The following is a 22927-nucleotide window of genomic DNA, read 5'->3' on the forward strand; positions in this document are numbered from 1 at the left end:
TTTATGCGATTGTCGTGATACCGCCGAAGTCCAGCCCGACGATCAGCGGGTCGTGGTCGGACGCCGCATAGACCCCATCGTTGAAGAAGAGCGGGTTTTTGAACGATGTATCATAGTTCAACAGATCCGGTTCGTCCGCATTGATGTGCCATTCGGTGGCACCGGTGACAAACGCCGCCAGCGTATCATCGGCCAGGCCTTGATCCAGCGTGCCGCGCTGCCCGTCAAAGACAAAGCTATATGCGTTCTCCTGACCGATGAATTCGTCAATCAGATCGACCAGACCGGCATCATCATCTAGATGCTGCACCGGGTCTTCCTCGGCATAGGCATTCAGATCGCCCAGCAGCAGGTAGTTGTCCGTGCCGGTGCCGTTATAGCCGTTTTCGATCCAGTCGCCGAGTTCGATGGCCGCATCCAGCCGCACCTGGTTCCAGAACCCCTGCCCGTTGCCCTGGTCAAAGTTCGGGTCAGCCCGCAGCGCATCAACATCCGCCTGAGTGAATCCAACCGCCGTACCGGCATCAAGCGCCGCCTGGGCGTCATCGGCCAGCCGATCCAGCCCGCTGGGCCCTTTGGATTTGAAATGGGACGACACGATCGTGAAGGTTTCGCCCGTAGCATTGTCCTCGAACGTGGCGGCCACGGACGGCCGGTTACGATCAAAGTCGCCAACGCGGTCCGTGCCCAGCGCTGTATCAAGCACATTGGCCAGTGCAAAGGTCGTCGCGGCAGAGGTTTCTTCGAACTGGATGAAATCCGCACTGACCAGCGTGACCGCGTTGGCATCGTAGATGATTGCGGTCTGGATCGCGTCGGTGCCGATGAAATCCTCTGTTCCGTTTGACGGATCGACAAAGGCATAGTTGGCGGCGGTCCCTTCCGCATTCAGGGCATCAACCAGCGTTTGCAGGGCCGAGTCCGGGCCGAACCCGTTGTTTTCGATTTCCTGCAATGCCAGCACCTCGGCCCCTGTCCCAAGAATGGCCGCGACCGATTTTTCCGTCTGCCGTACCAGTTCCTCGGGGCTGTCAGCCCCGCGCGGGTCAAGGTTGTTCGGCCCCGATCCTGCCCCAGGCTCATCAATGGTCGAGAAGTAGTTGAGCATGTTGACGCTGGCGACCTGCAGGGTGCCACCCACATCATCGGGCGTGTCCTGCCGGGCACCGCTATTGGTGCTTTCGTCGATATCCAGTGTTTCGGTGACCACCAATTGGTAATCGCCAAAGGCAAAGGACATGACCCCGGTCACATCATCATTGATCTGTGCGCCCAAGCGGATGGTGGACCCCCCATCACCGAAATTGTCACCTGCGTCGAGGAACCCGTTGCCATTGTCGCCCGGACCGCCCGGCACGAATTCGAACTGGTCAGGGTTTTGTGACCCGTCGCCATCATCAAGGATCAGCCGGTTGTTTTCATTGGCCTCCTGTAAGGCGGCGATTTCGTCAGCCTCCGTCTGGGCATCGAAAAGTTGCGTGGCCTGGGTCTGCACGCCTGCGCTGATCACCAATTGACCGAACCGGTCAAAGTTGAAGTTGGTAATCACCGTCAGCGGGTCGGGCGTGCCAGAGGTCACGTTGACCAGCATCCCCTCGACCGCCTCAAAATCCGGTGCGGCGGCAGGCGACAAAAGGATGCTGGCGGCGGTAGGTGTCGCCACCAGCGCGTCAATCACCACGGTCGCGCTGACATTGGTCAGTTGGGTCTGGCCGAACCGTTCCTGCACCTCTGCCGTGATCCCGATCAGATTGCCGACATCCACGGTTGGCACACTGCTGGTGAAGACAAAGATACCTTCGGACGTGGCCGTACTGCCGTCGGCGTCAGCGTCTTCTTCCTGCAGGTAATAGCCGTTGGAGACGATATGGGTCACCACGGCCTCTACATTCACCGTATCTCCTTCCAGCGTGGACACATCGCCACTGCCTTGGATTTCGCTGATCAACCGGTCCTCGGCAGGGTTGATCACTGGCTCGTTCGCCGCACCGCGTGTTTCGTCAATGGGGCCGACCCAGCTGCCGTCAGCATCAAGCTGCAGGGATTGCCCTTCGGGTTCACCTGCTTCGGCTACACCGATATCGGTGGATGTCTGCCCGGCGGCAGGGCCGTCCGTGGCCGTCACCTCGCCCTCATAGCTGAGGAATTCGACCACTGTGCCGTTGTTGGACAGGGCGATTGCATCAGGCCCGTTCTGAATACCGGGCGTGTCGATCACATAGTAATCATAGGTCCCGTCCGTGCTCTGGGTGCCGCTGCTGACGGCGAAGCTGGCATAGCTGCCACCGCCATTGCCATTATAGAGGTTGATATTCAGCGCACTGACATCCTCGCCCGCGTCGACCCGGATTTCGATGAATTCGCCATCGTCGCCACCGTCGTCGTCATAGTGGAACTCATTGATCCGCGCGCTGGTCGGCCCGGCCGCGTTGGCAGCACCCGCGGTATTGGGGGCGGCAGCTGACCAAGTGCCATCGGGGTTGCGCTGCAGGCTGTCGCCAATGGCGGTGGTGCCGGGTTCCGACACGCCGATATCGGTCGATGTGGTGCCGTCAGCGACGCCACCCACGGCGGTGAATGCACCTTCGTAGCTGAGGAATTCGACCAGTTCGCCAGCATTCGACAGCGAGATCCCGTCAGGCGATCCGTTCTGCAGCCCGTTGGCGGGCAGGTTGAAGACATAATAATCATATGTCCCGTCAGTCGTCTGAACAGCATCGGACAGGTCCGGCGTGCGATAAACCGCCCCGTTACTGCCGTTATGCAATTCCACCAGAAGTCCGCTTGCATCGGCCCCTGCATTGGTGCGGATTTCGATGAACTCGCCCACATCTCCGCCGTCATTGTCATAGTGAAATTCGTTGATCCGGGCGTTCAATTCGATGGGGGCCGGGACGTTTTCCGCACCAGCGGTATTTTCCTCGGCCTCGCGCCAGGTGCCATCGTCATTGCGCTGGAGCGAGAAACCGACCGGAGTCGTTCCCGGCTCTGACACGCCGATATCTGTTGAGGTGACGCCATCAGCGACCCCGCCGATGCCGTCAAAGCTGCCTTCATAGCTGAGGAATTCGACAAGCGTGCCGCCATTCGACAGTGCAATCCCGTCAGGGGAGCCGTTTTGCAGCCCGTTGGTAGGCAGGTTTAGAACGTAGTAATCATAGGTGCCATCGCTCGTCTGTACCGCGCCGGACAGGTCGAGTGTGTTGTAAGGACTACCATTGCTGCCATTGTAGAGCACAACCAGCAGGCCGCTGGCATCATCGCCTGCATTTGTGCGAATCTCGATAAATTCGCCAACGTCACTACTCGCGTTGTCATAGTGGAATTCATTGATCCGGGCGACGACTGGTGGCACCTCGTCCACATCGGCAACGGTAACCGTGATGTCCTGGCTGGCGCTGCCGCCCTGTTCGTCGGTCACGGTGACCGTGACGTCATAGATATTGTCGGCACCGGCATCTGCGGGTGCCTCAAAATCTGGCGCGTTGATGAAGCTGAGCACGCCTGTGTCAGGGTCGATGCTGAAGAAACCCGCGTCGATGCCGCCGATACTGTAGCTAAGCGTGGTGCTGTCCACGTCCGTCGCGCTGACCCCCGCATCAATCGCGGTGGTGTTTTCGTCAATCGTGACGCTGTTTGCGGTCAGGACGGGCGCGTCATTGGTGCCGGTGATCGTGATGGTCACGGTGGCGGTATCGGTGCCGCCTTTGCCGTCATCAACGGTATAGGTGAATGTGTCGGTTGCTGTTTCGCCTTCGGCCAGGCTGTCAAAGATGTCGCCGGGCAGGTAATCAATTGCGCCGTCACGCAATGTGACGGTCACGCCAGCCGTGCTGACGCTGTCGACCTCGGTGATTGTCAGCGTGTCCCCGTCAAATTCCTGATCATTTACCAAGAGGGCAAAGGGATTGATGATGGCTCCATCTTCGGTCACCGTCAGAACATCGTCAGCCGCCAGCACCGCATTATTAGTGCCGTCGAGAAACAACGTGTAATCGTCAGCCGCGAAATAAAGCGCCTCAACACCGAAAAGCGTGTCCTTGCCCGCATCGGCCACATCGCCGGTCGATTTGACGGTCGTGCGGCCAAACCAGCCATAGCCGACCGTGATCTCATAATCGGCGATCCCGCCTTCATAAGCGGCGATGTCAAAACCGAAACCACCATAGATGCGGTCATCACCCGCACCGGCGTTGATCGTGTCATTGCCAAAGCCTGCAACGATCACGTCATTGCCGGCGCCGGTCGAAATATCGTCATCGCCAAAAAAGCTGAAAACATAGTCGCGGCCATCTGTGCCGGTCAGCACATCGTCGCAGAACGTGCCAAATACAAAATTGGGACGGTAAAATGTCATTGTCGTTTCCCCACGGTGTTGGACTTCATTTTTGTTGTGTAGGGAATTTGTAACAGCATTATTTTGTCCGGCGCACCTGTTAATGGAAGATGAACGCGCCTAATCGCCTATCAGTGACGCAGGGTTATGCGCCTGAAATTTCGCCATTACGGTTTTGCATCCGGTGTTCTAGGCTGGTCGCGACCGGTTCGAGAGAAGGAATATCAATGCATCCAGCCGCTGACAGTGCCCCCGTCGCGCCGTCGTTTTTTGACGGGTTTGAAGAACGGTTTATCGATGGCCCCGACGGCCCGATGTTCTGCCGGATCGGGGGTGAGGGGCCGCCGCTGGTGCTGTTGCATGGCTATCCCCAGACCTCAGCCATGTGGCATGCGGTGGCCGCTGATCTGGCGCGCGACTACCGGGTGATCTGCATGGATTTGCGCGGCTATGGCCGGTCGGTAAAGCCGCCCAGCGCGCCTGACCATGCCCCCAATTCCAAACGGGCCATGGCGGGTGACGTGATCGCGGTGATGGATGCACTGGGCCATGACAGGTTTCTTGTCGGTGCCCATGATCGCGGCGCGCGGGTGGCCCACAGGCTGGCCGCTGATCACCCCGACCGGGTGCGCGCGCTGGCCATTCTGGACATCGCCCCCACCCGTGAAATGTATCGCGATGGCGACAGCGCCTTTGCCCACAGGTATTGGCACTGGTACTGGCTGACCCTGCCGCATCCGTTTCCCGAAACGCTGATCGGGGCGGATCCTGCGTTTTTTTGGCTCAGCAAATCTATGGGCTGGGCCGCCAAACCTGCCCCCTTCGTTCAGCAGGCGCTGGATGAATATCTGACCTGCTTTGATGACCCCGCACTGATCCATTGCGCTTGCGAGGATTATCGCGCCGCTGCCAGCATCGACATTGCCCATGATGATGCTGATCCGACCAAACTGCCCATGCCGCTCTTGACACTCTGGGGCAAGGAGGGCGCGATTGAGGCGCATTTTGATTGTCTGGCCTTGTGGCGTGAACGGGCCGAGGATGTCACCGGCTGGGCATTGCCCGGGGGTCATTTTCTGGCCGAAGAATGCCCGGACGACGTGATCGCGGCCTGGCGCGAATTCTTTGCCAACGCCCCCGCGCCCTGATTTTCCAGCGCACAAATTTCAGGCAACCGGCCTGCTGATCCAGCATCTTTGCCGCAATTTGCGGTGATCGCCTGATTTTTGAGCGTCAGCGCCGGGACTCGCCGCGCTGCGGCATCTACCCCTTGGGCGTCCGCAAGGGCATCAATCGCCGCGCGAGGGAATTTCCTGGCAGAAACCGCCCCTCACGCGACTACAACACCACTGTTGCGGGGTCCCGATATCATCTGGCCGCGCCCATGGATAGGGCACCGCAGCGCCGAACGGGGGACATTGTTACAATGACCAATAGAAATTCACTGAGTGCGTCCATTCTTGCCGCTCTTCTGGCCAGCACCGGCATGGCTGCGGCCCAGGATTGTGCTGAACCGATCAAGGTGGGCGTGCTGCATTCGCTCTCCGGGACGATGGCGATTTCGGAAACCACGCTGAAAGACACGATGCTGATGCTGATCGAACAACAGAACGCCGCTGGTGGTGTTCTTGGCTGCGAGATTGAGGCGGTCGTGGTCGACCCGGCCTCTGACTGGCCACTATTTGCCGAAAAGGCCCGCGAGCTTTTGACCGTGCATGAGGTCGACGTGATCTTTGGCAACTGGACATCCGTGTCGCGCAAATCCGTCCTGCCGGTGATCGAGGAACTGAATGGCCTGCTGTTCTATCCGGTGCAGTATGAGGGCGAGGAAAGCTCCAAAAACGTGTTCTACACCGGCGCCGCCCCGAACCAGCAGGCGATTCCGGCCACCGACTATTTCCTTGAGGAACTCGGCGTCGAAAAGTTCGCCCTGCTCGGCACTGATTACGTCTATCCGCGCACGACCAACAACATCCTTGAACAGTACCTCAAGGATAACGGCATCGCGGAGGAGGACATTTTCGTCAATTACACCCCCTTCGGCCATTCCGACTGGGCGACCATCGTTGCCGATGTCGTGGCCCTTGGTGAAGACGGCAAACAGGTCGGCGTGATTTCCACCATCAATGGTGACGCGAATATCGGCTTCTACAAGGAACTGGCGGCCGCCGGTGTGTCTGCCGACGATATCCCCGTCGTCGCGTTTTCTGTGGGTGAGGAAGAGCTTTCCGGTCTCGACACCTCCAACCTTGTCGGCCATCTGGCCGCCTGGAACTACTTCCAGTCCGCCGACACGCCCGCCAATGCCGAATTCATCGCCGCCTGGAAAGAATTCGCCGGTGAAGAGCGCGTGACCAATGACCCGATGGAGGCGCATTATATCGGCTTCAACATGTGGGTGAACGCGGTGACCGCTGCGGAAACGACCGAGGTCGATGCGGTGCGCGAGGCGATGTATGGCCAGGAATTCCCGAACCTGACCGGCGGCACCGCCGTGATGCTGCCCAATCATCACCTGGCCAAGCCGGTGCTGATCGGTGAAATCCAGGATGATGGCCAGTTCGACATCATCAGCCAAACCGCAGAAGTGCCCGGCGATGCCTGGACCGATTTCCTGCCGGAAAGCGCCGTGCTGAAATCCGATTGGCAGACCCTTGGTTGCGGGATGTACAACACCGAAACCGAGACCTGCGTGCAGCTGACCTCGAACTACTAAGCGAACCGGGCGCAGGTCCGCCTGCGCCCCACCCCATTGTCGGGACATCCCATGTATCGCCTTTTCGTCCTTTTCGCCCTGTTCATCGGGCTGACCCCGGCTGCGCAGGCGCAGGACCTGCAAACGATCCTGCAGACCCACGCCGAAGAGGTCGCAGACCCCGGTCGGCGGACCGTGGGGGTGGTGCTGGATGATCTTGTCGCCTCTGGTCTGCCGCAGGTCACGCCGTTTCTGGAAGAATGGCAGGATAAATCCGTCTGGCAGCGCGATGCTGACGGGTTGTTTTTCATCGCCGATGAAAATGGCGACACGCTGGCACTGACGGATATCGACACGGGCGACGAAAGCGTTGCGGACAAGGCCGGTTTCACTCAATTGAAACCCAATGGCGGTGTACGCCGTGTGATCGGCACCGCACTGGTGCAGTTCCAGCTATCCGATCCCGACCTGTCCCGCCGTCTGTCTGCGGTAGAGTCCATTGCCCGCAGGCCGGACGCATCGCAATTGGAGCCGCTGCTGACCTCGGTCGAGAGCGAAGAAAACAACGCCCTGCGCGCCCGCAAGATACAATTGGCCAACTTCCTGTCCGCCCGCTTTGCCGACGCGCCTGAGGACCGCATCGCGGCTATCGAAAGCCTCGCCACCGATACGAGTGTCGAGGCGCGCGCCGTTCTGAACCAGATCCTGAGCACCAACGCCGGTCTGGCCGCTGAATTGCCAACGGATGTGAACGTGGCCGGGGTCTTGACCCCGGGTGAGGACATGACACTGGACGAAGCCTATGCGCTGCTGGTCGCGGCTGATCTGGCGGCGCCCCGCACACCACCCACCGTGATCCGCACCGCACTTGAGGCCAATATCGTCGATGGCCGTGTTGGCGACGTCCCTGTCGCGCAACTGGGCACCGATGCCGCCCGCGAACGGGCCTATGCGATGCTCGCAGCAGCGGGCAGCGTGCCGCCCTTGGTGACCGAAATTGATCGAAACGCCGCCCTTTCCAAGTTCACCTTCTTCGAAAGCTATGACGAGGATAACCCTGATATCACCGCCGCTGCCGAAGCCGCCCTGGCGTCGGTCGAAACACGAGTGGCGATTGGCCAAACCGCCGATCTCGCACTTGATGCCCTTTCGCTCGCTTCGATCTATTTTCTGGCCGCAATCGGCCTCGCCATCACCTTTGGCGTGATGCGGGTCATCAACATGGCCCATGGCGAATTCATCATGATGGGGGCCTATACCGGCTATGTGGTGCAGCTATTTGTGCCCAGTTACACCGTGTCGATCATCATTGCCCTGCCGCTCGCCTTTGCGGTGACGTTCGGGGCGGGGGTGCTGATGGAGCGCCTCGTGATCCGGCACCTCTATCACCGCCCGCTGGAAACGCTTCTGGCGACGTTCGGCATTTCCATCGCCCTGCAACAACTGGCCAAGAACATCTTTGGCACGCAGGCCCGTCCCCTCACCTCGCCCGACTGGCTGGACGGGGCGCTGGTCTTCAGCGACGTGATCCAGATCAGCTATATCCGTATCGCGATCTTCGTTCTTGCCCTCATCTTCCTTGGGCTGATCCTGTTCACCCTCAAACGGACCCGCCTGGGGCTTGAGGTGCGGGCCGTCACCCAGAACCCCGGCATGGCCGCGTCTATGGGGATCAACCCGGACCGGATCAATATGCTGACCTTCGGGCTGGGGTCCGGCATCGCGGGGATCGCTGGCGTGGCCATCGGGCTCTACGCCAAGGTCACATCGGAAATGGGGGCCGATTACATCGTGCAATCCTTCATGACCGTGGTCGTCGGTGGGGTCGGAAATGTCTGGGGCACGCTGGCGGGGGCCTCCCTGATCGGGTTCCTGCAAAAGGGGATCGAATGGCTGAACCCGTCCAACACGCTGGCCGCCCAGACCTACATGATCCTCTTCATCATCCTGTTCATCCAGTTCCGGCCCCGCGGCATTGTGGCGCTTAAAGGCCGGGCGGCAGCGGACTGATCTCATGCTTCTTTTGTTCATAAATACCTCGGGGAGGTCTGGAGGGGCAGCGCCCCTCCAGCGTGGCGGCGCCGGAAGCGGCGCAAATGCATAACAGCTTCATCGCCCGTAACCCGTCGGTCCTATGGTTCCTGCTCGCCCTTGGCCTTTTCACCATTGGCGTGACCATCCTGTCCGAGGCGGGGCTGAGCGTGATCTCAACCTCGTTCGTCAAGACATTGGGCAAGACGCTGTGCCTCTGTCTGATCGCCATCGCGATGGATGTAGTCTGGGGCTATTGCGGCATCCTCAGCCTCGGTCATTTCGCCTTTTTCGGGATCGGCGGCTATGCCATCGGCATGTGGCTGATGTATGCCCGTACCGAAGGGATCGTGCTGGACAGCCTGTCGACACAGGTCATCCCGCCCACTCCCGCCGAAATCGAAGCGGCCATCGGCAATCAGATTTTCGGCGTCGTCGGCAGCTCCGACTTTCCGGTACTCTGGGCCTTTGCGGACAGTTTGTTTTTGCAGCTTCTGATGGTCGTCCTAGTACCCGGTTTGCTGGCCCTCGTCTTTGGCTGGCTGGCCTTCCGCAGTCGTGTGACCGGGGTCTACCTGTCGATCCTCACCCAGGCCATGACACTGGCGCTGGCGCTCTACCTGTTCCAGAACGACAGCGGGCTGCGCGGCAATAATGGGCTGTCGGGGCTGCAGAACATTCCCGGCTTTGAAAGCACCCCGCAATCGACAATCTCGCTGGCGTTTTTCTACGCCTCCGCGCTTGCGCTGGGGCTGGGCTATGTGCTGTTCGCCTGGGTGGTGTCAGGCAAGATGGGCAGCGTGATCAAGGCGATCCGCGATGATGAGGCGCGGGTGCGGTTCCTCGGCTACCACGTTGAAAGCTACAAACTGTTCGTCTTCACCCTGACGGCCATTGTCGCGGGCATCGCCGGCGCGCTTTATTACCCGCAAGCCGGCATCATCAACCCGACCGAAATCGCGCCCATCGCATCGATCTATCTGGCTGTCTGGGTCGCCATCGGCGGGCGCGGACGGCTTTATGGGGCCGTCATCGGGGCAGCGTTTGTGTCGCTACTATCCAGCTGGTTCACCGGGGGCGGCGCGCCTGCCGTCGACCTTGGGTTCTACACAATCCTGTGGACGGATTGGTGGCTGGTCCTGCTTGGCTTTTCCTTTGTTGTCGTCACCCTGTTCTTTCCCAAAGGGATCGGGGGCCTGTTTGACTATCTGGTGAGGAAACCATCATGAGCACGCTCTTGGAAGTCGACGGCGTCTCGGTCAGTTTTGACGGCTTCAGGGCCATCAACAACCTGTCGATTCAGATCGGAGAGCCGGAATTGCGCGCCGTGATCGGCCCCAACGGGGCAGGCAAGACGACGTTCATGGACATCATCACCGGCAAGACCAAACCGGACACGGGCAAGGTCATCTGGGGTGACAGGAACATCAATCTTCTCGGCATGTCCGAAAGCCAGATTGCCCGCGAAGGCATCGGGCGCAAGTTCCAGAAACCCACCGTGTTCGAAGCGCAGACAGTCCGCGAAAACCTCGCCATGGCGCTGCGCAACCCGCGCGGGCCGTTTGCCGTGCTGTTCTATAAGAAAACCAAACAGGGCGCGCGGCGGATCGAAGACATTGCTGAAGAGGTTGGTCTGACCGAGGAACTGACCCGCATCGCGGGCGAACTCAGCCATGGGCAAAAGCAATGGCTGGAAATCGGAATGCTGCTGGCGCAGGACCCGCGCCTTTTGCTGGTCGATGAACCAGCCGCAGGCATGACCGCGCAGGAACGCGAACACACTACTGACCTCTTGAAACGGGCGGCCGAAACCCGGGCCGTGGTCGTGGTGGAACATGATATGGAATTCGTTCGCCGCCTTGATTGCAAGGTGACGGTCCTACACGAAGGCTCGGTTCTGGCCGAAGGGTCGCTTGACCATGTCACCGCCAACCAGACCGTCATCGATGTCTATCTGGGGCGCTAAATGCTGAATGTTGCAAACCTGACCCTGCATTACGGGCAAAGCCAGATCCTGCATGGCATCGACCTGACCGCCAATGTGGGCGAGGTGACGGCGGTCATGGGCACCAACGGCGTGGGCAAGACCAGCCTGCTCAAGGCGATATCGGGGCGGCATCCCTATTCCGGCGGCACATTGTCGGTGGATGGGCAGAAGCTGCACCACCCATCCGCCTTCGCCGCCGCCCGCGCCGGTGTGGCCTACGTCCCGCAAGGCCGCGAGATTTTCCCGCTGATGAGCGTGCAGGAAAACCTCGAAACCGCCTTTGCCTGCCTGCCCAAGGATCAGCGCAGCATCCCGCCCGAGATCTTTCAACTGTTCCCCGTGCTCCTCGATATGAAGGCCCGGCGCGGCGGCGATCTGTCCGGCGGGCAGCAACAGCAACTGGCCATCGCCCGCGCGCTGATCACACGGCCCAAAGTGCTGCTGCTGGACGAACCGACCGAAGGCATCCAGCCCAACATCATCCAGCAGATCGGGCGGACCATCAGCCTGCTGCGCGAACAGGGCAATATGGCGATTGTGCTGGTCGAACAGAATTTCGATTTTGCCTATGGACTGGGTGATCGGTTTGTCGTCATGACCCGTGGTACGGTCAAACGGCGCGCCGATAAGGCCGATATCAGTGCAGAGGCGATGCTGGCCGAACTGGCCTTATAGTGATGCGCCGCCCTGATGTCGGGCGGCGCGAGGTTTCAGACGAAATCAAAACCGTCGCTTGTCATGACCGGATCAGGCACAACCGGGTCCTGCCCGCCGGGCAGTGATGCCCACAGATTGTCCAGCAGATGCGCATCGACCAGTTCAAGGTCTTCAAAGAAATTGCCGTCATCCACAGCATTTTCAACCTCGGCCACATGGTACGTCGTACCGGCCCCGATATGGCCCCAATAGGTCACCAGATCGTTGAAATCGGTGCCCGGATCATCGCCGGTGATTTCAGTGATGTTGGCATCACCCGCACCATCCCAGATTTCCTGATCGTAATAGGTGCCGTCAAAACCACCGATTCCGACCGACTGAATGGCATAGACATGATCGAACATGTCCGGATCATCACGGTATTGCAGCACGGCCTCTGCCCCGCCAAGCGAATGGCCAGACAGGTTCACCGTTGCACCGTCTTGGATATCGTCGGCAAAGAACTGGCCGATCATCTGGGTGATCGCAATTTCACTGGCACCCGTATCTTCGGTCAAGACAAGGTTCAGGTCGGACAGGATGTCGCCAAAGGAACTGGTCCCGCCGATGCCGACAAAGTAATCACCGGTCACAATATTCTGGGTCAGAGTCACATTCGCCTCGAACCCGCCAAGGAGGCTGGAACTGGCATCTTCAAGAATGCGAATAATCTCGAACCGTTCGCTGGCCCAGTTGACGATGCCATCGAGCCAACCAGCCTCGGCATAGACCGCCTCTGTGCTGATGACATAGCCATCGGCATTGATCGCCCCGGCGGCAAACAGATCGGAATAATCGGCATAGCCGATCTGAGCGACAACCACGGCGTCGCGGATTTCGGTGGTCTCGTCCGTGGTCCAGGCGGCACTGTCGATTGTCGTGCTTTGGACCTGTTCGACCTCTGGCACTACAGGTTCAAACCGGGACAGATCGGGGTTGTTCGGCTGATAGCCGTTTTCAAAAATATGGTCGGCCGTGTTGATCGCAACCTCGAACGCCTCCTCGCTGACATTGTCGATCAACCCGCCAACCGCCTCTGTCACTGCGTCCACGATCCCTGCAGCTGTTGCTGTCACGGCCTCCCAAACCGATGACGCAGCAGCGGTCACCGTCTCCACCACCGGCTCAACCACAGTTTGTATGAATACTTCGGTCGCCTGCTCCACCGCTTGCACCACGGGGTCCACAACCTTTTTTATCCAGCTAAACCATCCCAACGTCTTATCCTCCCTATTGATTGACGTAAGGGTCAGCTTAGCGGCGGTTTTTGGTTGGTTTAACTTGACGTTAGGTCAATTTGACGCAGCGTCATTTCAGGTAAGCCTGTCTGGAAACCCCTCAGCACGCAGGTTGGTTTCCAGCAAATCCTCAAGCAATTTCACAATCATCGGCGACTGGGCCGTACCACCATAGGCTGCACGCGCAGCACGATATGTTTGCTGCGTCGCGGCGGCAAGGTCCAGCGGCACCTCGTATTCTTCGCCGAACCCCATGGCGAACCCAAGGTCCTTCAGCGCCAGATCAATATTGAATGCCACGTCATAAGACCCGTTCAGCACCAGCGCCCCTTCGGTTTCATGCACGAATGAATTGCCAGACGAAGCCTTGATCGCATGCCAGGCCTGACCCAAATCCAGACCACCGCGTTTGGCAAGCATCAGCGCCTCGCCGCAGGCCTTCAGATGGATAAAGGCGAGCATGTTGGTGATCACCTTGATGATCGATGCGGATCCAAGCGGGCCCATGTGAAACACCTGATCACCCATCGCCTGCAGGGCAGGCAGGTGCAGATCGAACATGTCCTTGTCACCGCCCGCCAGCATGGTGATCTTGCCTTGGGCGGCCAGATGCACGCCGCCGGTCACGGGCAGTTCCATCATGCGCACATCGTGCTTTGCCGCCTTGTCCGCCAGTCGCAACACATCATCGCGGCTGACTGTCGACATCTCGATCCAATGCGTGCCGGGCTTCGCCGCGGGCAGCACCGCATCAAGCACTCTTCCGGATATGGCGGGGGATGGCAGGCAGGTGATAATGTGATCAGCGCTGGCTGCAACCTCTGCCGGGCTGTCCGCCCAGGTGGCGCCCAAATCGCAGCACATATCGCCCGCGCCGCGATCAAGATCAGTGACAGTGACCTCCATCCCCGCACGCAGCAGGCAGGCCGCGCAATTGGCCCCCAGATTACCAAGACCGATATAGCCGTAGTGCATGACGCGCCCCTAGTGAAAGTAGATGTTGTAATCGGCCCGGATCGCCGCATCGAGCGTCGGGTCGATCTGGACCTGCGCCTTGGCCAGAATGTCATTCTTGCGCTCAATCGCCTTGTCCAACAGCATGGGCCGGTCCGCCTCGCCCCATTCCTTGGGGCTCATCCGGTTGCCAAGGCTGGGATAGATATATTCGGTCTGCATCAGTTGCAGCGTCTGGTCCGACCCCAGATAATGCCCCGGCCCGTCCAGACAAACCGCCTTCATCGCTTCGATTGAGGTGCTGTCTTCGGTCACATCAATACCGCGCACACAGCGCAAAACCTGACCCAGGATATCATCACCCAGCACCAGCGATTCCAGACAGAACCCCAGAAGCGAGGCATGCATGCCCACGGATTCGTACACCATGTTCAGCCCTGACAGCCCGGCCAGAACATTGGTGATCCCCTGCTCCCAACCTGCCTGCATATCTGGCAATTTGCTGTCGGAAATCCCTGCCGCAGCACCCCCCGGCAGGTTGTAAAACCGGTGCATCTGGGCACAGCCCGCTGTCAAAAGTGCCTGTTCCGCCGAACCGCCCGACATCGCCCCGGTCCGCAAATCCGACACGAAGGGCCATGTGCCAAATACCGCCGGATGGCCGGGGGCCAGCGCGTTGACATAGACCACCCCGGCCAGGCATTCGGCCACCGCCTGCACGATGGCCAGCGCGATGGGGGCCGGGGCCGTGGCGCCCGCCTGCCCGGCCGACAACAGCAGAACCGGCATGCCGCCCCTGATGCAGTGCTCCATCGCGATGCAGCTTTCCTCGGCGAATTTCATCGGGGGCACCACAAAACAGTTGGAGTTCGACATGAACGGCCGCGCCCGCCATGTCGCCTCGTCCCCCGCGATCCGATGGATCAGCTCAAGGCCGGGGGCCACGTGATCAGGTTCACTGAACGACGTGCCGATATGCTTGGTCGTGCCCGCGCAGCACGCATAGATGGTGTTCAGGTCCATCTCCAGATTGTCGGTGATGTCCCGCGCCACCATAGCCCGCTGAAAGAAATGCACATTATCAAGGGCATGGGTGATCCGGGCGGCATCATGCAGATCCTGCGCCGTGCTGTCGCGATAGGTATTGGTTTCGATATCGACAACATGGACGGCAGCACCGGCGGTGCCGAAATGGACGTTTGATCCAGTCAGATGTAGGTCATGTTTCGGGTCGCGCCCGTGCAAGGTGATGTTGCGGGCGGCCTTGGCCAGCATATCCTCGACCAGGGCGCGGGGAAATCGCAGCCTGCCGTCATCGCCCAGAATCGCGCCAACACGCGTCATGATGTTGATCCCCGAAGGCGGGGCTTGCGACAGACCGATCTGCTCCAGTGCATCAAGCGCGGCGGCGTGGATACGCGCGACATCCGCATCTGTCAGCGGTTTGTACTGGCCGCCGGGCAAGCCGGCCCTGACCGGGCGTAATTCTTCAGCCAGCGGTGCATTGCGCAGCGCGACGCGGGCCGCGCGGCCCCCGCTCCGCCCTTTTCTGTCAATCCGAGCCAATGGATCCTCCCTCGATATGTGAAGTATCCGCAGATGATGGCTTTCAATCAATTCGCATAGCAGTACAATATTGATCGGAAATTCCGATCAGGACAGAGTAGGCCATGCAGATTGAATTGATCGAAACCTTCCTGGACCTGTGCAGCACGCATAGTTTCAACCAGACGGCCGACCGGATGGGTGTCACCCAGTCCACCGTGTCTGGCCGGATCAAGTCGCTGGAACGCCATGTGGGTCGCCCATTGTTCAAACGGTCGCGGTCGGGCACTGCGTTGACAACAGCTGGTCTGCGGTTTGAACCGCATGCCCGCGCGTTGCGCCATTCTTGGGTCACGGCATTGAACGCGACGCGAGACACCGGGATGGCCGGTGTAACCATGCGCATCGGTCTGCAGCATGATCTTGTCGCCATCGCGATGGATGCGCTGATCGGCGGGTTCCGCAAGGTTCTGCCCGACACCGTCTTTTATTTCGAGGCTGACTATTCGCACCAGATGTGCGTCGATCTGGTGTCAGGCGCGCAGGATGTGGGGGTGCTTTATTCACCGCAAACCCATCCCGATCTGCATTTTGAAGCCTTGGGCGAGGTTGCATATGTCATGGTGTCGACTGAAACGGACAATCTGGCCGATGTGCGCCCGGAGAGTTACATCTTGGCCAATTATGCCGCCGCCTTTGCCCATACCCATGCAGCCATCCTGCCGGCGTTGACGCATGTATCGCTGTCGATCGGGCAGAATGCCGCCATGGTCGATCTGCTGAAATCATTGTCTGGGACGGCATATGTCTTGCGCCATTCCGCGGATGAACTGTGTGGAACAGGGCACTGCCGGCGCGTCCGCAACGCCCCGGCGATCACGCAGCCGGTTTTTGCGGGGGTCAATATGCGCAACAGGCATCGGACATCCTATCGGCAGTTGCTGCGCATTCTGCTGGCCCATTATACTGACGGGCAATCCGGCGTGACCGCTACAACCGGGCCCAGCCGCCACAAAGGCGGTTGAGCCGGGAATGCCACTGATACACCGGCCGGGTATGGCTGTTCCGCCTAGCCGGGGTTTGGCTGATCCTGAGGGCTGGCCGCCACGGTCAGAAATCCTCCCAGGCGTCCGGATCACCAACGGCCTTGGCCTGCGGCGCATGATCGTGTCTGACAAACTCCGGTGTTGCGGGCGGGTCCATCTTCACGACATTTGTGGGTGCTTTGGAACCGGCCTTTTCCGCCACACCGGGTGACAGGCGGAATACCTTGACCAGGCGATCCAGCTCTTTGGATTCATTGACCAGTTGCTGACCCTGCTGATGCGAAGATTCCACCATGCCGGCATTCTGCTGGGTCACCTGATCCAGCTGGTTCACACCAATATTGATTTCCGAGATGCCAGAGGCCTGTTCGCCCGCATTCGATGCAATCTCGGCGATCAGATCTGAAATATGATCAACTTTTTCGATAAATGTGCCCAGCGCTGTACCCGCATTGTTCACTAGTTTGGTGCCCTCCTCGACATGCATGGAACTGGTCGAGATCAGTTCAGACACCTGCTTGGCAGCCTCTGACGATCGTTGCGCCAGCGCACGGACTTCGGAGGCGACGACGGCAAAGCCCCTGCCGGCGTCGCCGGCCCGCGCCGCCTCGACCCCGGCATTGAGGGCCAGCAGATTGGTCTGGAACGATATGTCGGAAATCACCTGTGTGATCTGGGAAATCTGTTCCGACGACTGTTCGATCTTGCCCATGGCGTTCACCGCCTGGCTCACGACGGCACCGCTGTCCTTTGCCTCTGACCGGGTGGTTTGCACGGTTGAGGCCACCTGTTGGACACGGTCGGCCGAGGATTTGACGCTCGCGGTCAACTCGTCAAGTGCCGCGGCCGTTTCTTCCAATGTCGCAGCTTGATTTTCTGTGCGGCGTGACAGGTCCTGAGACGACGCATTGATACTGACGGCATTGCCTTCGATACGTTGCGAGGCTGCGATCACACCGGCCATCGCCTCTTCCAATTGCGTCAGGGCGCTGTTGAAGTTCTGACGCAGTTCCTCGTATTCAATGCCCAATTTTTCATTGACCCGGGCATCCAGCCGACCGGCCGCCATGAGCTGCAGCCCTTTGGACAACGCGGCCACTGCCTGTTTTTCAGCCTCTGCCTTTTTCTCGCGCTCTGCCGTGATCCGGGTGCGCTCGATATGCGCCTCGCGAAACACCTCCAGCGCGCGGGCCATGTCGCCCAGTTCATGCTGATCCTGTGTTCCCTCGATCGCAACGTCGGTGTTTCCCTGGGCCAAGGCTTGGGTGGTTTGGGCAAGGCCGCGGATGGGTCGGGTAATCCAACGTCCGATCATGAACGCCGCAAAGATCGCGGCCAGAACGGCAAACCCGCCGACAAATGGCGTCATACCCAAAACGCGCTCAACCACGGCCTGCCCTTCTGGCCCAAGCGTATCCTGTTCTCCGACAATTATTTCAGCCAACACCTCCAGCCGGTTTTGCATCTCTGGCCCGATCCGATCAAGCGAAGAGGATTGCAGCCGTGCCGCCTCAGCCAGGTTTGTGTGCAGTGTCTCGGCGATGCCTTGCATACCGACCACGGCATTACGCGCCTCGGCAAGCGCCTGCTGAGCAGACCGTTCCCATCCAATCACCCCGCCATCTGCCAGATGCGCTTCGGCATTGGCCAAAGCCGCATCAGCCGCAACAAAATGTGCAATCATATGGTCCTGCGCGTCCGGACCTTCAGCCCCCCGCAGCTGTCGCTCTTCCGCGATCCCAAGAAGTATCTGGGTCAACGCATCGCTTTGATATCCCATGAGCGTCGCATCATCGTTGGGCACGGCCAAGGTGCCAAGATCAGCCAAGGCAGACCGGGCCGCGTCACCAACAGCTATCAGATCAGCAACATTGCGTCTGGAGTCAGACAGCCTGGTGGACATTGCCAAAAAATCTGTCCTGTAAGCCTCGGCCAGATCGGAAATCTCGCTGATCTCGCGCGCTGTATCCGGGTCATTTGCGAACTCCGGCGCGGATGCCGCATCGCGAATAATCTCTCCGATATTGCTTGTGACCTCATTCAGGGTATTGTCATTTGGATTTGCACGATATTTGAGCGAGGCCACTCGCGCTTCAAACAAATCCTCAACGAAAGCAGTAATGACGATGTTCTGCTTTGCCGTCAGCCGATACCGTTTGTAGCTGTCCCCCAGCGCGCTAACCGCCACAAAGGCCAGAACAGCGCCGAAGACAATAAGGGTGGTCGTGGCCGCAAAGCCAATATTGATCCGATTTGAGATAGACGGCGATTTCATCAAACGCTCCTGCAATGCCATGTGCGGAACCGTCTAACAATCGGACGTTAAGAAGCGATTGACGATAACCCGGTACTTAATAGATGAACCGTTTTACTCTCTAATCGCTGGCGCTTCGCTGCTCCTGATCGCAGCCACTAACCTTGCACGCATCACCGGATGCGATCTGACCCAGCGCGGCATTCACTTCCCCCTCCACACCGGATCGCGTTTTTCGGCAAAGGCGCGCGCGCCTTCCAGATTGTCTTCTGACCCATAAAGCACATCGACCGTCCGCAACTGCCGTCCGGTGATCCTGTTCAGCGCGTCCTGAAACTTGCTGTCCTCGGCGTCGCGCACGACCTCCTTGATCGCCGCATAAACCAGCGGCGGACCGCTGGCCAGCATCCGCGCCATTTCCCAGGCCTGGTCCATCAGGGCGTCGGCCGCATGGATCTGGTTCACAAAGCCCCAGCGATGCGCCTCTTTCGCGTCCAGCCAACGGCCCGTCAGCAGCATTTCCATCGCGATATGATAGGGAATGCGCTTGGGCAGCTTGATGGATGCCGCATCGGCAACCGTCCCCGACCGGATTTCGGGCAAGGCAAAGGTCGCATGATCGGCGGCCAGAATGATATCAGTGGACAAGGCCAGTTCCAGCCCACCGCCACAGCAAATCCCGTTGACGGCGGCGATCACCGGCTTGTTCAGATCGCGCAGTTCCTGTAGGCCCCCAAAGCCACCAACCCCGTAATCACCATCCACCGCGTCACCATCCGCAGCCGCCTTCAGATCCCAACCGGGGCAAAAGAATTTCTCGCCCGCACCGGTCACGATGGCGACCCGCAACTCAGGATCATCGCGAAAATCGACAAAGACATCGCCCATGATCCGGCTGGTCGCCAGATCGATCGCATTGGCCTTGGGGCGGTCCAGAGTGACCTCCAGCACGCCACCGTCGCGGCGGGTCTTGATCGGATTGGTCATGATGTCCCTTTCACAAGCAGGGCGTCGGCAACGACGGCCTTGTCCTTTGTACAGATCAGTGGGTTGATCTCAATCTCCGTCACGTCGCGATGCGCGCCTACATAATCCTGCAATTGCAGGACCGCCTGCACAATCGCGTCCAGATCGGCCCCCTGCTGGCCGCGATAACCCTGCAAGATTGGCGCGATCCGCAACCTGCCCAGCGCGGCGCGGACGGCATCCGCATCCACGGGCAACAGCAGCGACTGGCGATCCTGCAGCAATTCGGTCAACGTACCGCCCGCTGCAAGGGTCAGCACAAAGCCATGCGCGAGGTCGGCCACCACACCCACAAGCAGTTCCGCGACCGCCCCGCCAATCATCTCTTCTATCAGGAAACTGTCCGCCTGCATTGCATCCGCCGCAGCCAGAACCGCCGCCACATCTGATAGGCCCAAGGCTACAGCACCCTTCTCGGTCTTATGGGCGACCCCTTCACCTTTCAAAACCAAAGGAAAGCCGACCTCAGCGGCAGCCTCTGCCAACCCATCCCGCGACACGCCAGACACACGGCGCGGCACATCCATTCCGGCGGCGGCCAAGGCGACCTTGGCCTCGCCTTCGGTCAGTGTCCGGGTCCGGTCCAGCACCGCAACGGGCCAGACAGGGGGCAAAGGTGACGCAACAGGCGATGCAGCAGCCCGGATCGCCATGAACCCCTGATCAACATCCGATAGCGGCACAATACCCTGCGCCATGAGGCGGGCCGCAATCTCCTCCGGCATATTCTCCGGCATCGTGGCCAGCACGGCAAACTGGCCAGCCTCTGCCGCTGCAGCCTCAATCGCCTCGACCGTCGTGATCCAGTCGGCAACCGAACACCGGTCCGCATGCGGAAAATCCAGCACCACAATCGTCAGGTCCACTTGCCCGCCAGCCATGGCCGCGAAAACCGCCTGCATCGCCGGTTTGTTACGCCAGATATCGGTATGATAATCCAGCGGATTGGTCAGTTGGACAAGCGGGCTGAGATGCGGCGAAAGAACGTCATGCTGCGCATCTGAAAGGGTTGGAAATATCAGCCCGTGACGGGCCGCGGCATCGGCCATGACGCTCGCCTCACCCCCCGAACAACTGAGCGACGCAATGCGCATACCGGGCAACCTGCCAAAGCAATGCAAGATCTTGAGCGTTTCCAGAAACACCGTCAGCGACGACACGCTGGCAATCCCCAGCCGGGCCAGTAAAGCCTCTGCCCCCGCCGCACTGCCCGCCAGCGACGCGGTATGCGACACGGTCGCGCGCTGTGCCGCATCCGACTGTCCGACCTTCAGAGCCACGATGGGCTTGCCCAGTTCCTCCGCAAGGGCGGCCAAGGCCTCAAACCCCGGCACATCGCCGAAACTTTCCACATAAAGACCCAGTGCCGTGACCCGGTCGTCGCCTAACAAGGCCGCGCCAATCTGCGCCATCCCCTGCTGCGCCTGATTGCCCGCAGTCACGGCATAGGCAATCGGCAGCCCCCGGCGCTGCATGGTCAGGTTGATCGCGATATTCGACGATTGCGCAATGATCGCCACACCCCGGTCCACCGGCACCAGACCATGCTGATCCGGCCAAAGTGCAACCCGGTCCAGCGCATTCAGCAGACCATAGCAATTCGGTCCCAGCACCGGCATGTCGCCAGCCGCCTCCAACAGTGCATCATGCAGACCGGCACCATCCGCCGCCTCCTTGAACCCGCTGGCAAAACAGACGGCACCCCCCGCCCCCATTGCGCGCAGCGCGGCCACCACCCCGATGGTCGCCTGCCGGTTCACGCCCACATAAACCGCGTCCGGCACACCGGGCAGATCATCCAGCGTGGTAAACGCCCCTTCTGCCGTCGGATGCACATGCCAGACCGGCCCGGCAAACCCGATCTTGAGGGTCTGTTCCAGCACCGCGCGGCACCAGGCCCCCCCACCGACCACGGCAATCGACGCGGGCCGCAGCAGACGTTCCATCAGGCCCCCAAGGGGCGCAGCAATTCGCGGCTGATGATGTGGCGCTGAATTTCCGAAGTGCCGTCCCAGATCCGTTCCACCCGCGCATCGCGCCAGAACCGTTCCACCGGAAAGTCATCCATCAACCCCATGCCGCCGAAAATCTGCAAGGTCGTATCGGTGACCTTCGCCAGCATCTCGGAGGCATAGACCTTCGCACTCGCGATCTCTCGATTGGCGGGCAATCCCTGATCCAGCCGCCAGGCGGCAGCCAGCGTCAGGAAATCCGCGGCATCAATCTCGGTCACCATATCGGCGATCTGAAAACTGACGCCCTGAAACTTGCCAATCGGCTGTCCGAACTGCTTGCGCTCGGCGGCATAGCCCAGCGCCAGATCAAAGCAACGCCGCGCCCGGCCCACACACATGGTCGCCACCGTGATCCGCGTGGCATAAAGCCATTCATTCATCACCGCAAAGCCGCCATCCACGGCCCCCAGAACTTGGGCATCCGGCAACCGGCAATCATCAAATTCCAGGATCATGTTCTTGTAACCCCGATGGCTGACCGACTTGTAACCATCGCGCACCGTGAAGCCCGGCGTGCCGCGATCCACCAGAAAGGTCGTGATCCGCTTTTTCGGGCCGCGCGGGGTGTCATCCTCACCCGTCGCCACGAACACGATGAAGAAATCGGCATGATCCGCGCCCGAGATGAAATGCTTGGTCCCGTTCAGCACCCAATCGCCGCCATCGCGCCGGGCACTGCATTTCATGCCCCGCACATCCGATCCGGCATCGGGTTCCGTCATCGCCAGCGCATCCATGCGTTCGCCGCGCACCGCAGGCAGCAGATACCGATCAACCTGATCCCCCGCACAGGCCATCAGGATATTCTGCGGCCGGCCAAAGAAATGGGTCAGCGCCATGGACCCCCGGCCCAACTCACGCTCCACCAGCGCGAAATCGACATGAGACAGGCCCGCGCCCCCGACACTTTCTGGAAAATTGCAGGCATAGAAGCCAAGCTCTTTGGTCTTGGCCTTGATCGCCTCAGCCACATCGGCGGGAACTTCGCCGGTGCGCTCGACCAGATCCTCATGCGGATAAATCTCGTTCTCGACAAAAGACCGCACGGTCGAGACGATCATCTCCTGCTCATCGCTCAGGCCAAAATTCATGCAAGTCCTCCCG

The 22927-nt window shown here is 59.9% G+C and carries 15 protein-coding genes; 7 read left to right on the top strand and 8 right to left on the bottom strand.

Annotated elements, in window-relative coordinates; all coding sequences use genetic code 11:
* Position 1: 1 nt before the first annotated feature.
* Entirely contained in the window at positions 2-4357 is a 4356-nt protein-coding gene (locus ACFWW4_RS15090; RefSeq protein WP_411891612.1) for an ExeM/NucH family extracellular endonuclease, read from the bottom strand.
* A 206-nt stretch (positions 4358-4563) separates the two neighbouring features.
* Between ACFWW4_RS15090 and ACFWW4_RS15095 the strand changes: the two genes are divergently transcribed.
* The 6 genes from ACFWW4_RS15095 to urtE all read left to right on the top strand — a co-directional run bounded on the left by ACFWW4_RS15095 (position 4564) and on the right by urtE (position 11724).
* The gene (locus ACFWW4_RS15095) at positions 4564-5484 is read left to right on the top strand and encodes an alpha/beta fold hydrolase (RefSeq protein WP_411891613.1); all 921 of its coding nucleotides are present in this window, start codon (positions 4564-4566) and stop codon (positions 5482-5484) included.
* Positions 5485-5762: 278 nt separating this feature from the next.
* Positions 5763-7052, top strand: a complete 1290-nt coding sequence (gene urtA, locus ACFWW4_RS15100; RefSeq protein WP_411891614.1) for an urea ABC transporter substrate-binding protein — start codon at positions 5763-5765, stop codon at positions 7050-7052.
* Positions 7053-7103: 51 nt separating this feature from the next.
* Complete coding sequence (urtB, locus tag ACFWW4_RS15105; protein WP_411891615.1) at positions 7104-9041, top strand: urea ABC transporter permease subunit UrtB; 1938 nt, start codon at positions 7104-7106, stop codon at positions 9039-9041.
* 86 nt (positions 9042-9127) lie between these two features.
* Positions 9128-10291 carry an urea ABC transporter permease subunit UrtC gene (urtC, locus tag ACFWW4_RS15110; RefSeq protein WP_411891616.1) on the top strand — a complete coding sequence of 388 codons (1164 nt, stop codon included), beginning with the start codon at positions 9128-9130 and terminating at the stop codon, positions 10289-10291.
* Complete coding sequence (urtD, locus tag ACFWW4_RS15115) at positions 10288-11028, top strand: urea ABC transporter ATP-binding protein UrtD (protein WP_411891617.1); 741 nt, start codon at positions 10288-10290, stop codon at positions 11026-11028. The genes urtC and urtD overlap by 4 nt, the downstream gene beginning before the upstream one ends.
* Positions 11029-11724 (top strand): urea ABC transporter ATP-binding subunit UrtE, encoded by a 696-nt coding sequence (urtE, locus tag ACFWW4_RS15120; protein ID WP_411891618.1) that lies wholly within the window; start codon positions 11029-11031, stop codon positions 11722-11724.
* A 35-nt stretch (positions 11725-11759) separates the two neighbouring features.
* Here urtE and ACFWW4_RS15125 read toward each other — a convergent pair whose 3' ends face one another.
* From ACFWW4_RS15125 to ACFWW4_RS15135, 3 genes are all read right to left on the bottom strand, one after another.
* Positions 11760-12962: a hypothetical protein gene (locus ACFWW4_RS15125; protein WP_411891619.1), complete on the bottom strand. Its 1203-nt coding sequence runs from the start codon at positions 12960-12962 to the stop codon at positions 11760-11762.
* A 96-nt stretch (positions 12963-13058) separates the two neighbouring features.
* Positions 13059-13958 carry an NAD(P)-dependent oxidoreductase gene (locus ACFWW4_RS15130; protein WP_411891620.1) on the bottom strand — a complete coding sequence of 300 codons (900 nt, stop codon included), beginning with the start codon at positions 13956-13958 and terminating at the stop codon, positions 13059-13061.
* A gap of 9 nt (positions 13959-13967) precedes the next feature.
* Positions 13968-15503, bottom strand: a complete 1536-nt coding sequence (locus tag ACFWW4_RS15135) for a trimethylamine methyltransferase family protein (protein ID WP_411891621.1) — start codon at positions 15501-15503, stop codon at positions 13968-13970.
* 104 nt (positions 15504-15607) lie between these two features.
* On the opposite strand from ACFWW4_RS15135, the gene ACFWW4_RS15140 reads away from it, so the two are divergent.
* Positions 15608-16507, top strand: coding sequence for a LysR family transcriptional regulator (locus tag ACFWW4_RS15140; RefSeq protein WP_411891622.1), 900 nt, complete (start codon positions 15608-15610; stop codon positions 16505-16507).
* Between the two features lie 85 nt (positions 16508-16592).
* Here the strand turns inward: ACFWW4_RS15140 and ACFWW4_RS15145 are convergent, their stop codons facing one another.
* The 4 genes from ACFWW4_RS15145 to ACFWW4_RS15160 all read right to left on the bottom strand — a co-directional run bounded on the left by ACFWW4_RS15145 (position 16593) and on the right by ACFWW4_RS15160 (position 22914).
* The gene (locus ACFWW4_RS15145; protein WP_411891623.1) at positions 16593-18803 is read right to left on the bottom strand and encodes a methyl-accepting chemotaxis protein; all 2211 of its coding nucleotides are present in this window, start codon (positions 18801-18803) and stop codon (positions 16593-16595) included.
* Between the two features lie 183 nt (positions 18804-18986).
* Positions 18987-19769, bottom strand: coding sequence for a carnitinyl-CoA dehydratase (locus tag ACFWW4_RS15150; protein ID WP_411891624.1), 783 nt, complete (start codon positions 19767-19769; stop codon positions 18987-18989).
* Positions 19766-21754 (bottom strand): acetate--CoA ligase family protein, encoded by a 1989-nt coding sequence (locus tag ACFWW4_RS15155; RefSeq protein ID WP_411891625.1) that lies wholly within the window; start codon positions 21752-21754, stop codon positions 19766-19768. The genes ACFWW4_RS15150 and ACFWW4_RS15155 overlap by 4 nt, the downstream gene beginning before the upstream one ends.
* Positions 21754-22914 (bottom strand): acyl-CoA dehydrogenase family protein, encoded by a 1161-nt coding sequence (locus tag ACFWW4_RS15160; RefSeq protein ID WP_411891626.1) that lies wholly within the window; start codon positions 22912-22914, stop codon positions 21754-21756. The genes ACFWW4_RS15155 and ACFWW4_RS15160 overlap by 1 nt, the downstream gene beginning before the upstream one ends.
* Between the last annotated feature and the right edge of the window lie 13 nt (positions 22915-22927).

The sequence above is a fragment of the Yoonia sp. SDW83-1 genome, from assembly GCF_046762885.1.
Taxonomy (GTDB): domain Bacteria; phylum Pseudomonadota; class Alphaproteobacteria; order Rhodobacterales; family Rhodobacteraceae; genus Yoonia.